General features: G+C 45.6%; 11 protein-coding genes. 6 read left to right on the top strand and 5 right to left on the bottom strand.

Features of this window, described 5'->3' with window-relative positions; translation table 11 throughout:
* Positions 1 to 10 precede the first annotated feature (10 nt).
* Positions 11 to 472: a carboxymuconolactone decarboxylase family protein gene (locus MTR11_RS14065; protein ID WP_243327877.1), complete on the bottom strand. Its 462-nt coding sequence runs from the start codon at positions 470 to 472 to the stop codon at positions 11 to 13.
* 241 nt (positions 473 to 713) lie between these two features.
* On the opposite strand from MTR11_RS14065, the gene MTR11_RS14060 reads away from it, so the two are divergent.
* Entirely contained in the window at positions 714 to 1,115 is a 402-nt protein-coding gene (locus MTR11_RS14060; RefSeq protein ID WP_006742276.1) for a VOC family protein, read from the top strand.
* A gap of 242 nt (positions 1,116 to 1,357) precedes the next feature.
* Here the strand turns inward: MTR11_RS14060 and gcvP are convergent, their stop codons facing one another.
* The 3 genes from gcvP to MTR11_RS14045 all read right to left on the bottom strand — a co-directional run bounded on the left by gcvP (position 1,358) and on the right by MTR11_RS14045 (position 6,080).
* Positions 1,358 to 4,222 (bottom strand): aminomethyl-transferring glycine dehydrogenase, encoded by a 2,865-nt coding sequence (gene gcvP / locus MTR11_RS14055; RefSeq protein ID WP_243327876.1) that lies wholly within the window; start codon positions 4,220 to 4,222, stop codon positions 1,358 to 1,360.
* A gap of 128 nt (positions 4,223 to 4,350) precedes the next feature.
* Positions 4,351 to 4,731, bottom strand: a complete 381-nt coding sequence (gcvH, locus tag MTR11_RS14050; RefSeq protein WP_046876056.1) for a glycine cleavage system protein GcvH — start codon at positions 4,729 to 4,731, stop codon at positions 4,351 to 4,353.
* Between the two features lie 53 nt (positions 4,732 to 4,784).
* Complete coding sequence (locus tag MTR11_RS14045) at positions 4,785 to 6,080, bottom strand: serine hydroxymethyltransferase (protein WP_005395177.1); 1,296 nt, start codon at positions 6,078 to 6,080, stop codon at positions 4,785 to 4,787.
* 377 nt (positions 6,081 to 6,457) lie between these two features.
* On the opposite strand from MTR11_RS14045, the gene MTR11_RS14040 reads away from it, so the two are divergent.
* A complete protein-coding gene (locus MTR11_RS14040; protein WP_164665596.1) occupies positions 6,458 to 7,081 on the top strand; it encodes a helix-turn-helix domain-containing protein in 624 nt (207 codons plus the stop codon).
* A 260-nt stretch (positions 7,082 to 7,341) separates the two neighbouring features.
* Positions 7,342 to 8,460 (top strand): glycine cleavage system aminomethyltransferase GcvT, encoded by a 1,119-nt coding sequence (gene gcvT, locus MTR11_RS14035; RefSeq protein WP_243327875.1) that lies wholly within the window; start codon positions 7,342 to 7,344, stop codon positions 8,458 to 8,460.
* A 133-nt stretch (positions 8,461 to 8,593) separates the two neighbouring features.
* Here gcvT and vdeR read toward each other — a convergent pair whose 3' ends face one another.
* Positions 8,594 to 9,322, bottom strand: coding sequence for an efflux transporter transcriptional repressor VdeR (gene vdeR / locus MTR11_RS14030; protein WP_006742273.1), 729 nt, complete (start codon positions 9,320 to 9,322; stop codon positions 8,594 to 8,596).
* 161 nt (positions 9,323 to 9,483) lie between these two features.
* On the opposite strand from vdeR, the gene MTR11_RS14025 reads away from it, so the two are divergent.
* Genes MTR11_RS14025 through MTR11_RS14015 form a run of 3 tightly spaced genes read left to right on the top strand, consistent with a single transcriptional unit; the run spans position 9,484 to position 14,677 of the window.
* Entirely contained in the window at positions 9,484 to 10,557 is a 1,074-nt protein-coding gene (locus MTR11_RS14025) for an efflux RND transporter periplasmic adaptor subunit (protein WP_074190630.1), read from the top strand.
* Positions 10,557 to 11,618, top strand: a complete 1,062-nt coding sequence (locus tag MTR11_RS14020) for an efflux RND transporter periplasmic adaptor subunit (RefSeq protein ID WP_053808453.1) — start codon at positions 10,557 to 10,559, stop codon at positions 11,616 to 11,618. Before MTR11_RS14025 ends, MTR11_RS14020 begins: the two co-directional genes overlap by 1 nt.
* Complete coding sequence (locus MTR11_RS14015) at positions 11,618 to 14,677, top strand: efflux RND transporter permease subunit (RefSeq protein WP_243327874.1); 3,060 nt, start codon at positions 11,618 to 11,620, stop codon at positions 14,675 to 14,677. The genes MTR11_RS14020 and MTR11_RS14015 overlap by 1 nt, the downstream gene beginning before the upstream one ends.
* Positions 14,678 to 14,687 lie beyond the last annotated feature (10 nt).

Raw genomic sequence — 14,687 nt, 5'->3', positions numbered from 1 at the left:
TCAGATAGAATTATCTAGGTTTATAGACTCCAACCTTTGGCTTAAATGCCTTAACTATTCGGTTCCAACTGTTGATCGCGTTGATCGCAATTGTTAGGCTGACCATAGCTTCTTCTCCGAAGGTATTCAAGGTCAGCTGATAGGTATCATCATCTACTGATAGGCCAGCAGTTAGTAATTCAGCCCAGCCTAGTGCAACGTGTTCTGCATCGCTGTAGAATGGCATATCTTTCCATGCACTAAGCCCCCATATGCGTTCCGGCTTTTCACCTAACTTAAGCGCATCTTTGCTATGCATGTCGATACAAAATGCACATTGATTGATTTGCGATATGCGTAACTTAACCAGTTCCCATATGATCATGTTCATGGTTTCTGATTGGTTAAATTGTTCATGGAAGTAAGCTTCCTGAGCGTACAGGATTTCTATTGCTTTTGGCGCTACTTTAATATAGTTGAGTCGTTTCTTCATGGTCATTCTCCTCTGTTTTTCACATAGTAAAAAACGCTCTTAGCAAAAGATTGAAGATTTTCGACATGCACTCAATAAAGTTAGATAAAGGAGTGAACGAAGAAAGCGAAAAAGGATGTCTATTTGATGCTATGCGTAAACATTCGTATTGTGTGCCTTACACATTTGCAAGGCGTTACGTGCTTTCTAGAAAAGCCTCAAAATAGCGTACAATTAGCGTTTTGACATAGCGGAAATCATCATGTCCAAAACTGTTCAGCAGCAAATCGGAAACATTGCTCTAGTCGTTGAAAATTACGACGATGCTATCGAATTTTATACTCAAAAACTTCAATTCACTCTGGTTGAAGATACCAACCTAGGAGGTGGTAAACGCTGGGTTCAAGTTTCTCCTCCAAACTCCAATGGTACAAACCTACTTTTAGCTCAGGCAAGTACACCGGAGCAAACGCATGCAGTAGGAAATCAAACAGGTGGTCGTGTTTTCCTGTTTCTGCAAACTAATGATTTTTGGCGTGACTACGAGTTGATGAAGAAAAATGGTGTTGTATTTAATGAAGAGCCTCGTGTGGAAGAATACGGGACAGTGGTGGTGTTCCAAGATCTCTATGGTAATAAATGGGACTTACTGCAACTGAACTGAGAAACTACACAGCACCTGCATAACATAGTGTTCATGAGGAGTTTCCAACAAGCTTTTAAGGTTCTGAGATATTAGTGCTAATTCAAAGGTTCTCAGAAGTCACAATATTTCTAAATCACTTTTGTGCAAACAATAACTAGCCATCATTCCTCTACGATGTATCAACAAATGTTAGGGCGGCACACCAAAAACAAAAAGGCGAACCAAACGGTTCGCCTTTGTCGATTTAGAGACTACAAAAATTAATCTTCGTAGTTATCGATGCTTGGGCATGAGCAGATTAGGTTACGGTCGCCGTATACGTTATCTACGCGGTTTACTGTTGGCCAGTACTTCCAAGACTTGGTCGCTTTAGAAGGGAAGCAGCCAAGCTCTCGAGAGTAAGGACGGTCCCACTCTTCAGCAGAAAGGTCAACTTGCGTGTGCGGCGCATTAACGAGAGGGTTGTTCTCTAGTGGCCATTCACCGTTTTTCACTTTTTCCATTTCTTCGCGGATAGCGATCATCGCATCACAGAAGCGGTCTAGCTCTTCTAGATCCTCCGATTCCGTTGGCTCAACCATTAGCGTGCCCGCCACAGGGAACGACATAGTTGGTGCGTGGAAACCGTAGTCCATTAGACGCTTCGCAATGTCTTCTTCGCTGATGCCTGTTTCTTCTTTCAGTGGACGAATGTCGATAATACATTCGTGCGCTACACGACCATTTTTGCCACGATAAAGAACAGGGTAGTGTTGGCGAAGTGTTTCCATCACGTAGTTTGCGTTCAGAATTGCTACTTTTGTTGCATCTGTTAGGCCTGCTTCGCCCATCATTGCGATGTAAGCCCAAGAGATCGGTAGGATAGAAGCGCTACCCATATCTGCTGCTGATACTGCAAAATCTTCGCCTTCTACGCCGTCTTCAATATGGCCTGGTAGGAAAGGCGCTAGGTGAGATTTCACTCCGATAGGACCCATACCCGGACCGCCACCACCGTGCGGGATGCAGAAGGTTTTGTGTAGGTTTAGGTGAGAAACGTCTGAACCAATAAAGCCTGGTGATGTTAGACCAACCTGCGCGTTCATATTAGCGCCGTCTAGGTAAACCTGACCGCCAGCGGCATGAACCATTTCACACACTTCTTTCACTTTCTCTTCGTAAACGCCGTGCGTAGAAGGGTAAGTGATCATAATGCTTGATAGGTTGTCTTTGTGCTTCTCGATTTTCGCTGCTAGGTCGTCGATGTCGATGTTGCCTTCTTCATCACACTTAACCACGACAACTTTCATTGACACCATAGACGCCGTTGCAGGGTTAGTACCGTGCGCAGAGCTTGGGATCAAACATACGTTGCGGTGACCTTCGCCACGGCTTTCGTGGTAGCGTTGAATCGCGATAAGACCTGCATACTCACCAGATGCACCAGAGTTTGGCTGAAGTGAGAATGCGTCGTAGCCTGTGATCTCACAAAGCTTCTCTTTTAGATCTTTCGCTAGTGCTGCATAGCCCGCCGCTTGTTCTGCTGGCGCGTATGGGTGGATAGAACCAAACTCAGGCCAAGTGATTGGGATCATCTCTGCTGCTGCGTTCAGCTTCATCGTACAGCTGCCTAGTGGGATCATGCCGTGCGTTAGCGAGAAGTCTTTGTTCTCTAGCTGTTTCAGGTAACGCATCATTTGCGTTTCGCTATGGTGCGTATTGAATACAGGGTGAGTCAGGTATTCTGTTGTGCGGCGTAGCGCTTCTGGAATTGCCGCAAACTCGTTGCCTGCGATTTCCGTCGATAGTGCTGCTACGTCTTCTTTTACACCAAAGACTGCAAATAGTGCTTCTACATCAGCGACCGTGGTTGTTTCGTCACAGCTAATACCTAGCTTGCCAGGTAGTAGACGTAGGTTGATGTCTGCTGAAAGTGCTTTTGCGTAAAGCTCTTCTGTTTTTGAACCTGTGTTGATGGTGATGGTATCGAAGAAGCTGTTATGAGCAAGTTCAAAACCGCCTTTGGTTAGGCCAGCGGCGATAATCGCAGTCATATGGTGTGTACGGCGAGCAATAGTGCGTAGACCTTCTGCGCCGTGGTAAACCGCGTAGAAAGACGCCATGTTCGCTAGCAATGCTTGAGCGGTACAGATGTTCGATGTCGCTTTTTCGCGGCGGATATGCTGCTCACGGGTTTGCATTGCCATACGCAGTGCTTGGTTGCCGTTAGTATCGATGGAAACACCGATAACACGACCTGGCATGGTACGCTTGTGTTTGTCACGCGTTGCCATGAATGCCGCGTGTGGACCGCCGTAACCCATAGGAACGCCAAAACGTTGTGCAGAACCGATTGCTACGTCTGCGCCCATTTCACCAGCAGGCTTCAATAGGGTAGAAGCAAGCAGGTCAGTCGCAACAGTGACAAGCGTTTTGTTTGCTTGCGCTTTTGCGATGATGTCCGTTAGGTCACGAACTTCACCTGTTGTGCTTGGGTATTGAACTAAAGCGCCGAACACGTCTTGCTCTGGTAGGGATTCTAGCGAACCAACCAGAACTTCAAAGCCGATGAATTTTGCACGAGTTTTTACTACTTCTAGCGTTTGTGGGTGAACATCGTCAGCCACAAAGAATACGTTACTCTTGCTCTTACCTGCGCGCTTACACAGAGTCATTGCTTCTGCTGCCGCTGTTGCTTCGTCTAGCAATGAGGCGTTCGCGATTTCCATACCAGTTAGGTCGATGATCATTTGTTGGAAGTTTAAAAGGGCTTCCAAGCGACCTTGAGAAATTTCAGGTTGGTAAGGTGTGTAAGCGGTATACCAGCCAGGGTTTTCTAGCACGTTACGTAGAATGACGTTTGGAGTAAACGTGTTGTAGTAGCCCTGGCCAATGAATGTACGTTTAATTTGGTTTTGTTTAGCAAACTGCTTCATCGTCACTAGCATGTCTGCTTCGCTTTTCGCTTCTGCCAACGTCATTGGTTGCTCTAGGCGAATTTGTGCAGGCACAGTTTCTTCGATGAGGGCGTCAAGGCTTACCGCGTTGATGGCATCCAACATTTTTTGTTGGTCTGATTTGCTTGGTCCGTTGTGGCGTCCAACGAACTCATTTTGTGTGCTGAGGCTTTGAAGTAATTCAGTCATTGTCCTTTACCTACTCCTTGGCTCGGGTAACGGAAATGGTCGTTAGTGACACATTTAATTATACGTCCGAACCTAGAAAAAAAGCTGCTCTCTAAACAGGCTAGGGAACAGCTTTCGTCACATCCTAATTACTCTTCTTCGATAGAGTTTAGGTATTCTTCCGCGTCTTTTAAGTCATCCAACTCAGATGGGTTTGAAAGCTTCACTTTCACAATCCAACCACCTTCGTACGGTTCTTCGTTGATTAGCTCTGGGCTGTCTTCTAGTTCTTCGTTGATTTCTACGATTTCACCGGTAACAGGAGAGTAGATATCTGACGCTGCTTTTACAGACTCAACCAAAGAGAAGCTTTCACCTGCTTCTACTTCGTCTTCTACGTCTGGTAGGTCAACGAATACTACGTCACCCAACATTTCTTGCGCATGCTCAGAAATACCAAGTGTTACTGTGCCGTCACCGTTGTCACGTACCCACTCGTGGCTATCTGTAAACTTCAGTGTTTTGTCCATTGCTTAATCTCCAAATAACTTGTCAGGAATTATTGTGATTTTTAAAAAATCGTTTATTGGTAAAGAGGGAAGCGACTGCAAAGTTCTTTTACTTCTTTGCGAACGCGTTTTTCAACGTCTGCGTCACCTTCTGGGTTGTTCACCAAACCATCCAGTACGTCACCAATCCAATTACCGATGAGTTTGAATTCTTCAGCGCCAAAGCCGCGGCTTGTACCCGCAGGCGTTCCTAAACGGATGCCCGATGTAATCATAGGCTTCTCTGTATCGAATGGGATGCCATTTTTGTTACATGTGATCCCAGCACGTTCTAGAGCTTCTTCTGCTTTGTTGCCTTTCAAGCCTTTAGGGCGAAGGTCAACCAGCATTAGGTGCGTGTCTGTGCCACCAGTTACGATGTCGCAACCGCGAGTTTGCAATACTTCCGCTAGGACTTTTGCGTTATTGATCACCGAATCAATATAAGTTTTAAATTCAGGGCCAAGCGCTTCTCCAAATGCAACCGCTTTTGCTGCGATAACGTGCATCAGTGGGCCGCCTTGTAGGCCAGGGAATACGGCGGAGTTGATTTTCTTAATGATGTCTTCGTGGTTAGTAAGAATCATACCGCCGCGAGGGCCACGCAATGTTTTGTGTGTTGTGGTTGTCACAACATGCGCATGTGGCAATGGGCTAGGGTGTGCACCTGTTGCGATAAGGCCAGCAATGTGCGCCATATCGACCATAAGAATTGCGCCAACTTCGTCAGCGATTTCACGGAACTTAGCAAAATCGATAACGCGTGGAATAGCACTGCCACCCGCGATGATCATCTTTGGTTTGTGTTCTACTGCAAGTGCACGAACGTCGTCGTAGTTGATTTCTAGTGTTTCGCGATCAACGCCGTATTGAACTGCGTTAAACCATTTACCAGAAAGGGCTGGGCGTGCACCGTGTGTTAGGTGACCTCCAGCGTCCAAAGACATGCCAAGAATGGTGTCGCCTGGTTGAAGAAGAGCCAGTTTCACCGCGCCATTTGCTTGAGCGCCTGAGTGAGGTTGAACGTTTGCGTATTCGCAATTAAAAAGTTTTTTCGCGCGTTCGATAGCAATGGCTTCCACTGTATCTACGTGCTCACAACCACCGTAGTAACGACGACCTGGATAACCTTCAGCGTATTTGTTTGTTAGGCATGTGCCTTGAGCTTGCATTACCGCTTTAGAAACAATGTTCTCAGAAGCGATAAGTTCGATTTGTTCGTTTTGGCGAGCGGATTCCGCCTGAATTCCAGCAAAGACAGCATCATCTGTCGCAGAGAGGTTGGTAGAGAAAAAGTTTTCCAAGCTGTGGTTAGGGTAACTCTTATTCATGGTAGTTGACCTTCCAAATCTTAAAATGAACCCGCAATAGATGAATTATGATTTGCGGTTGTGGTTCATTTGTCCTCAAAACAGCTGAACTGCATAGCAGAACAGAGTGAACATCCGGCCCTAAATGTGGGCAAAAACTCCGTCGGATTGCGTGTTTCCTTTACCAATCTCTTACGGAAATATGCATCTCTACATCTAACAAGTTGGTAACATAGCGCCTGCGGCGGGAACAATCAACCAAAAATTTCCTATAGGAAACAAGATTTCAAAAATTGTTAACAAGAGCACGGTTTAATTCACTTGGTGGACTTTTATCCACTATGTGCTTCATGCACAATGCTAGTAGGATAAAAATAAGGATATCTATAGAGGGATTTATGGCAGAAAGTATTTACGATGAATACCCATCGATGACGTTAGCGAAAGAGCAAAATGAGCAAAATATCGAGCCATTAAAGCTGGGTCAGCGTATCAAGGATATCCGCTCAAAACTTGGTATTACACTAGAAGAAGCCAGTCAGCGAACAGGGCTTGCTCGTTCTACACTGAGTAAAATAGAAAATGAGCAGATTTCTCCGACATTTCAAGCAATGCAAAAATTGGCGCTTGGCTTACAAATTGATATGCCGCAACTCTTTGAGCCACCTAGAAAAAAGGTTGCGACAGGGCGTAGGGATGTTACCAAGAAGAATGAAGGCAAACCACACCCAACGCAAACCTATGAACATGAACTGCTCGCTACTCAACTTTCCAATAAGAAAATGATGCCGTTTAAGAGCCAAATTCGTGCTCGCAGTTTTGATGAATATAAAGACTGGGTTCGTCATGATGGTGAAGAATTTCTGCTTATCTTATCTGGTGAGGTCATGTTCTATTCTGAGTTCTACGAACCTGTCGTTCTAAGCGAGGGCGACAGCGTCTATTACGATGCGAACATGGGACATATGTTGACCAGTGTTAGCGAGGAAGATGCGCACATTTTGTGGGTGACAGCCAAATAGTAATAAATTATTGTAAATTTCCTATAGTGAAAGCAAACGATTGCTGTCGGTGGTCGTTATGATGAAAAGGCGCTTTTTTGATGAGAATACACTCATTAAAGCGCTTTTTTTGTACGATTTGTTGTGATTAAAATGTTAAGAGTCACACTTTTGCAAGTCGATCTACGTCTTGTTCGTGCAAAATAGAATGAGCCGTGTTTATTATTGGAAACACATCGAATGCCGATAGCATTCTCGGGTCTATCTAAATGGAGACGAAAATGACTCAAGAACTACTGAAAACACCACTACACGCACTTCACGTTGAAGTTGGTGCCAAAATGGTCCCGTTCGCGGGTTACGATATGCCTGTTCAGTATCCTCTAGGCGTAAAAAAGGAACACTTACACACTCGTGATGCCGCAGGTCTGTTTGATGTTTCTCATATGGGACAACTTCGCCTAATTGGTGACGGTGCAGCTGCGTTCCTAGAAACATTAGTGCCAGTGGATATTGTGGATCTTGAGTCTGGTAAACAGCGTTATGCGTTCTTCACTAATGAAGAGGGCGGCATCATGGATGACTTGATGGTAGCTAATCTAGGCGATCATCTTTTTGTGGTTGTGAACGCGGCATGCAAAGAACAAGACATTGCACACCTACAATCGCATTTGCCATCTAGTGTTGAGTTAGAAATTATCGAAGACCGTGCTCTGCTTGCGATCCAAGGTCCTAAAGCGGCAGCTGTATTGGCGCGTTTTGCCTCAGAAGTTTCTGACATGCTGTTCATGGATATTCGTAAAGTCGATATTTTAGGCGCCGAATGCATTGTTTCTCGTAGTGGCTACACTGGCGAAGATGGTTACGAGATCTCGGTTCCTGCTGACAAGGCAGAAGAACTCGCACGTAAACTGACCGCGGAAGAGGAAGTTGAATGGATTGGCCTTGGTGCTCGTGATTCACTTCGTCTTGAGTGTGGTCTTTGCCTATACGGTCATGACCTAGACACAACAACTACGCCTGTAGAAGCAAGCTTGTTATGGGGCATCCAAAAGGTTCGTCGTATCGGCGGTGAACGTGAAGGTGGTTTCCCAGGTGCGGATATTATTCTTAAGCAGATCGAGACCAAAGATGTGGCGCGCAAGCGTGTCGGTTTAGTTGGCCAAACTAAAGCACCAGTCCGTGAAGGCGCGGAATTGTTTGATGCTGATGGCGTTAAAATTGGCGTTGTCACCAGCGGCACTGCGGGTCCAAATGCAGGTAAGCCTGTCTCAATGGGTTATGTGCGTGCTGATCTTGCTGCGATTGGTACCGAATTGTTCGCTGAAGTACGCGGTAAAATGTTACCAATGACGGTTGAGAAAATGCCGTTTGTACCGCAACGTTACTACCGCGGTTAGGTTACTCATTATTGTCATTCTTCGCGTATTCGCGAGGCAAGAAACAAGCAAAAATGCCGAGCTAGAAAGCTCGGCATTTTTATGTATATCGGTTTTATTTATACGCTTGGAAGTTATCGTAGTTTCTGCAGCCTTATCCGACCGCTTTGTCGATTGTACAACACATGTCGATAACGATATCTTCAAGTTTTTCCGGATGAATCATGTCTTCTTTTGCAATCCCAAACTGAGATGCCATGATCGTATTGAACAACTCCCAATGTTTGATCAGCATTTTTTCGCGATTATCAGCGATGTCAGGCCATGTCTCTTGCATCATCGGAGTGAGACTGATTGCACCATGTGCAAAAATCAACATCTGCCACTTTGATTCCCACTGATCAAATTGGGCGTTAGGGTTTTCACTGTTGTACTGCTCAAAAATTCCGGTAAATATCGCAGCAAACTCATCTTTTGACTTTAAGAAATACTGCAGCAGGGCACCATCATCGCCTTGGCGAATAGCATCAGCGATCATCTGTACAGGGTGAGGGTTAACGAGCGCAAATGCCAACATGCGAACCATGAACAGATAAATTTTTCTATTCGAAGGTGTGTTCTCAGGCATCTCATTGATTAATTCAGCCATATAGCACTGCATGAATTCATCCATCGCGTCGCTAACCGCTTGCCAAATCTTCTCTTTGCTGCCGAAGTGGTGACGGATCAAACTATGTGAAACACCAGCCTTTTCACTGATATTGCGCAGTGAGACACGCTCGTAACCAAGTTCACAAAACATATCTGCTGCCACCTTAAGGATCAGACACTTAGTTTGTTCTGCGGCTTCAGCACTTCTACGCCCCTGCTTTCTTTCATTCATAGTTCGAATTTTCCCGAATATTGATCAACGCGCTTACTTTTACCAGAAACCGGACGCTTTGACTAATTAATTTGCTTTCCACTTGGAAAATATCTTGATCGATTTCAAATTCTGCATATACTGCACGGCTGTGTAATATATAAAACCTACGGAGAAAGCGGGTGCGAAAACAATATTTAAAGCGCACTTTAGTTGGTGCTGTGGTGACATTAAGTCTCTCTGGCATGCTAACTGGGTGTAACAAAGCCATTTCCGAGCCGTCTGAACCTTTAATCAAACCTGTAAAATTACTGGCGGTGAAAGATCTAGAAGTTGAAGACTCGCATGCCTTTTTAGCGCGTATTGATGCGACACATCGCGCACAGCTTTCTTTTCAGGTTGGTGGTGAGGTCGATGAATTACTTGTTCGCATGGGCCAAGAGGTAAAAAAAGGTGAAGTGCTTGCAACGTTAGACCCTAAAGATCTTCAGCTTGCGTTAGACGCCTCTCAAGCTCAGTTCGCGTTAGCAAAAACGCAATGGGAGCGCGCGAAAAACCTTTATGGAAAAAAGCTGATTAGTACAGATGAGTACGACCAGAAAGAAACTCAATATAAAGCGGCATTGGCAAACTACGAACAAGCCAAAACAGATTTGAGTTATACCAAGATTCACGCACCTTTTGATGGCATCGTGTCATACACCTATGTCAACCCGTTTCAAGTGGTCGCAGAGAAGCAAGAGATCCTGAATCTTATCGATAACACGACCTTAGATGTGTCGTTCACACTGCCAGTCAGTTATGCGGAATCGGTATCACTTGAGTCACTGCAAAATTCCGATATGTGGGTGACGATGGATAGCGAGCCAGGAAAACGTATCCCTGGAAAATTTAAAGAAATTTCGACTCAGCCAAATGTCGATACCAACAGTTATGAGGCGATCGTAACTATAACTCGACCAGAAGATCGCAATTTGCTAACAGGTATGACGGGGCAGGTACACATAGCTAAACAACATCTATCGGACGCGATGACGTTGCCTCAATCCGCTTGGGTAAACAAAAAAGAGACGCAAGGCGAAGTGTGGGTAATGGACAGAAACACACAGCAAGTTAATAAAGTCACTGTGTCTCTTGATGCCTCTGGAGGTGTGAAAGCAGGGCTTGATAACAATGATTACGTTGTTGTTGCTGGCGTTGAGCGACTGGTCGAAGGACAAGTCGTGAAAGCTTGGGTTCGTGAAGGAGGCATTTAATGAAACGATCTCTATTTACGATCTCTGCAATTGCGCTTGCAGTTTTAACGGGTTGCAAAAATGAAAACCAAGCTGTCGTCGAGCAGCCGCTTTTTGTGTCGACTATTTCTGTGGATGCGCCGGTACAAAGCCAATATCGAGCTTTTAAAGGAATAGTTGTACCAGCAGAGCAAACACCTATGGCATTCCGCCGCGCGGGAGAAATTCAACACGTGTTGGTGAAAGCGGGCGACGTTGTTAAGCAAGGCCAAATGATCGCAAAGCTGGATGACAGTAAAGAAAAGCAAGCCGTAAATGACGCAGAAGCGCAATATACACTGGCGATACGTCAGCTCAAACGCGGCGAAGACCTACACGCACGTCAGATGATCTCAAAAGCCGAGCTTGACGAGCTAACGGCTAATAAAGAGTTGGCAGAGGCTAATTTCTATAACGCCACCAATCAATTGAACTACACCCGTTTATTTGCCCCGTTCGCCGGTAAAGTGTCGGACGTTTTCAAAGAGCGTTTTGAACGTGTGGCAGTTGGAGAGCCAGTGTTGAACCTATATCAAAACGATTTGGTGTACGTGCGTATTGAGCTTTCCGACAATGTTCTCGCTATGGTGGACCCAAATTCAGATAACATGAGCTACAAACCTAGAGCCACCTTCTCCGGCATTAATGACACATTTGCTTTGGACTATTTAGAGCACACAAGTGAGCCTAACTCCGAAACTCAAACTTACGAAATGTATTTGACGATGCCAAAGCCAAAAGCAGAGATTCTACCGGGAACCAGCGTCAGTGTTCTGGTCGATATGGTGAAAGCGGGGATTACCTCCATAGATGGTTACAGTATTCCAGTAACGGCGCTTCAAGCGGGCAGCGAAGAGAATGAGTTCTTTGTATGGAAAAAAGAGGGTGACGTTGTCACTCGGGTGCCTGTGATGATTTCCCAAGTGAATGGCAACGGAGCCATTGTGTCGTCAGGAGTTAAGCAAGGCGACGTTCTGATTAATTCAAACCTACGTAAATTACGTGAAGGTAAACATGTGGATGTTGTGGAGAATAAACAATAATGAACATTGCTGAGTACTCAATAAAAAATAAAGTCATCAGCTGGTTGTTTATTATTATCCTTGCTGTTGGTGGTCTAACGTCGTTTTTGGAGCTTGGGCGATTAGAAGACCCGGCATTTACGATTAAAGATGCCATGATCATTTCAACATACCCTGGCGCGACGTCGAAAGAGGTTGAAGAAGAGCTGACGTATCCTTTAGAAAAAGAGATTCGAAAACTCCCTTATATAGACAAAATTACCTCTACGTCTTCTGATGGTATGTCTCAAATCACGGTCAGTATGGAAATGGACTATGGTCCTGATGAACTGCCGCAAATTTGGGATGAAATGCGCCGTAAAATTAATGACTTGCGACCAACTTTGCCTCAGGGCGTACAATCTTTGCAGATCATTGATGATTTCGGTGACGTTTATGGCGTGATGCTGATGCTCACTGGTGACGATTACGATTATGTCGAGCTAAAACGCTATGCTGATTACCTGACTCGTGAAATCGAGCTGGTTGATGGCGTAGGAAAAGTGGATATCACGGGCGATCAACAAGAAATGCTGTTTGTTGAGATCTCTCTTGACCGCCTTGCCGCGCTGAACTTAGACATGAACGTGGTTGCGAGCTTGTTGAACCAACAAAACAATGTGGTTTCAGCAGGGGAAGTGATGGTCAATGGCGAAAGCCTTGTCATTCGTCCAAGTGGTACCTTAAACACCGTAGAAGCGCTAGAAAACTTGATCATTCATGGTCGTGACACTGGGAACCTAATTCGTCTAAAAGACGTAGCAACGATTTCTCGTGGTATCCAAGAGAAGCCAAGCAACGTCGTACTCTTTAACGGTCAAAAAGCAATTAATATCGGTATCTCGTTTGCGTCAGGTGTGAACGTGGTTGAGGTTGGCGAACGTTTGGATGCGGAGCTTGCGAGCCTTGAGTCTATCAAGCCTGCTGGCATCGATATGAACTACTTTTACAACCAAGCCAATGAAGTGGATGAGTCCGTTAAAGCGTTCGTAATTAGCCTAGCAGAGGCAGTGGCGATCGTTATCATCGTTCTGCTGTTTACGATGGGCTTACGCAGTGGTGTCATCATTGGCGTCGTGCTGTTATTGACGGTGTTCGGTACCTTCATATTGATGAATTACAACAATATCGAGCTGCACCGTATTTCTCTTGGCGCGTTAATTATTGCTCTGGGTATGCTGGTTGATAACGCGATTGTGGTCGTGGAAGGCATCTTGGTTGGCCTAAAAAAAGGGCGCACTAAAGTTCAAGCGGCCGTCGATATTGTAAAGCAAACACAGTGGCCTTTGCTTGGCGCAACCATCATTGCGATTACGGCTTTTGCACCTATCGGTTTGTCGCAAGATGCAACGGGTGAGTTCATGGGCTCTCTATTCTGGGTGCTGTGTTTCTCACTATTTTTGAGCTGGATTACCGCTATTACGCTGACGCCATTCCTCGCAGATCTATTGTTGAAAGAAGAGGACAAGGGCCAAGATACCAACGAAGAAGATCCCTATAAAGGTTGGCTGTTTGTTGTATTTGGCGCATCGCTGAAATTCGCACTGCGATTCCGTTGGCTCACGGTTGCTAGCATGGTCGCGCTATTAGTGGGTGCTGTCGTGGCATTTGGTAATGTAAAACAGCAGTTCTTCCCACCATCGAACACGCCGATGTTTTACGTTGATATGTGGATGCCAGAAGGTACGGACATCCGCGAAACGATCAAAAAAGCTGAAGAGGTCGAAAGCTACATTCGTCAGCAAGATGATATTGACTTTGTTTCTGCTTCAATTGGGCAGGGTTTGCAGCGTTTCGCTCTGACTTACCAGCCAGAGAAAAGCTACGAAGCGTACGCCCAGTTCCAAGTTCGCGCCACTGATCGTGAGAGCATGTTCGGTTTGTTGCACAAGTTAGACGCTAACCTTGCGAAGACGTTTGATGCACCGACATTTCAATTTAAATTGATGGAATTTGGCCCTTCACCAGCGTCTAAGATCGAAGCGCGTATTACTGGTCCTGACCCACAAGTTTTGCGTGATTTAGCGGTGCAAGTTGAAGACATCCTTCATACCGACCCTGGTGCCCGAAACATTCGTCACGATTGGCGAGAGCGTACTAAGGAGCTTGTGCCTGTTTTCAATGAGTCTAAAGCTCGTCGCTTGGGCATTTCGAAAGAAGATCTTTCAAGCACACTACAAATGGCGTTTGGTGGTAGCACGTTGGGTTACTTACGCGATGGTACACACACTTTGCCAATTATGACGCGCCTTCCTGAAGAAGAACGCGTGGACTTTGAATCACTACAGAACGTGACCATTTGGAGCCCATCACTGCAAACGTATATTCCGGTCGACCAAGTGATTGATGGCGTTAAATTGGATTGGAGCGAGCCGCTAATTCAGCGTCGTGACCGCAAGCGCACGTTAACTGTGCTCGCTGACCACGATGTGTTGAGCGACGACACGGCGGCAAGCTTGTTTGCACGTGTGCAGCCTAAAGTGATGGCACTGCATATTCCAGAAGGTTACGAAATTACATGGGGTGGTGAGTATGAATCATCGAAAGATGCGCAAGAAGGTCTGTTTGGTTCGTTGCCGATGGGTTACTTGTTGATGTTCATCATTACTATTTTGCTGTTTAACTCAATTAAAAAGCCGTTGGTCATTTGGTTCACCGTGCCGTTGGCGATCATTGGTGTTGCCTTTGGTTTGCTTACCACTAATATGCCGTTCAGCTTTACAGCATTCCTTGGTTTGCTGAGCCTAAGTGGGATGATTTTGAAAAACGGTATTGTGTTGCTTGATCAAATTAACCTTGAGTTGGAGTCAGGGAAAGAGCCTTACCTCGCGATTATCGATAGTGCGATCAGTCGTGTTCGTCCGGTAAGTATGGCTGCTCTGACGACCATCTTGGGGATGATTCCACTCGTCTTCGATGCCTTCTTTGGATCGATGGCAATAACGATTATGGCAGGTCTTGGTTTTGCTACAGTACTGACACTGATTGTAGTGCCAGTAATGTTTGCGATTCTGTTTAGGGTAAAACCGACCACTGCATAGGGACTCCTGG

The organism is Vibrio sp. CCB-PB317 (assembly GCF_022808245.1).
In the GTDB taxonomy this organism is placed as follows: Bacteria; Pseudomonadota; Gammaproteobacteria; order Enterobacterales; family Vibrionaceae; genus Vibrio; species Vibrio diabolicus.
The sequence above is the reverse complement of the archived record's forward strand: the minus strand, read 5'-3'. Positions and strand labels throughout refer to the sequence as shown.

What these genes read in the sequence shown, in the direction of transcription:
- MTR11_RS14060 (WP_006742276.1), top strand. Translation starts at nt 714, where the DNA reads ATGTCCAAAACTGTTCAGCAGCAAATCGGAAACATTGCTCTAGTCGTT.
- MTR11_RS14065 (WP_243327877.1), bottom strand. Translation starts at nt 472, where the DNA reads ATGAAGAAACGACTCAACTATATTAAAGTAGCGCCAAAAGCAATAGAA.
- gcvT (WP_243327875.1), top strand. Translation starts at nt 7,342, where the DNA reads ATGACTCAAGAACTACTGAAAACACCACTACACGCACTTCACGTTGAA.
- gcvH (WP_046876056.1), bottom strand. Translation starts at nt 4,731, where the DNA reads ATGGACAAAACACTGAAGTTTACAGATAGCCACGAGTGGGTACGTGAC.
- MTR11_RS14040 (WP_164665596.1), top strand. Translation starts at nt 6,458, where the DNA reads ATGGCAGAAAGTATTTACGATGAATACCCATCGATGACGTTAGCGAAA.
- MTR11_RS14020 (WP_053808453.1), top strand. Translation starts at nt 10,557, where the DNA reads ATGAAACGATCTCTATTTACGATCTCTGCAATTGCGCTTGCAGTTTTA.
- gcvP (WP_243327876.1), bottom strand. Translation starts at nt 4,222, where the DNA reads ATGACTGAATTACTTCAAAGCCTCAGCACACAAAATGAGTTCGTTGGA.
- vdeR (WP_006742273.1), bottom strand. Translation starts at nt 9,322, where the DNA reads ATGAATGAAAGAAAGCAGGGGCGTAGAAGTGCTGAAGCCGCAGAACAA.
- MTR11_RS14045 (WP_005395177.1), bottom strand. Translation starts at nt 6,080, where the DNA reads ATGAATAAGAGTTACCCTAACCACAGCTTGGAAAACTTTTTCTCTACC.
- MTR11_RS14015 (WP_243327874.1), top strand. Translation starts at nt 11,618, where the DNA reads ATGAACATTGCTGAGTACTCAATAAAAAATAAAGTCATCAGCTGGTTG.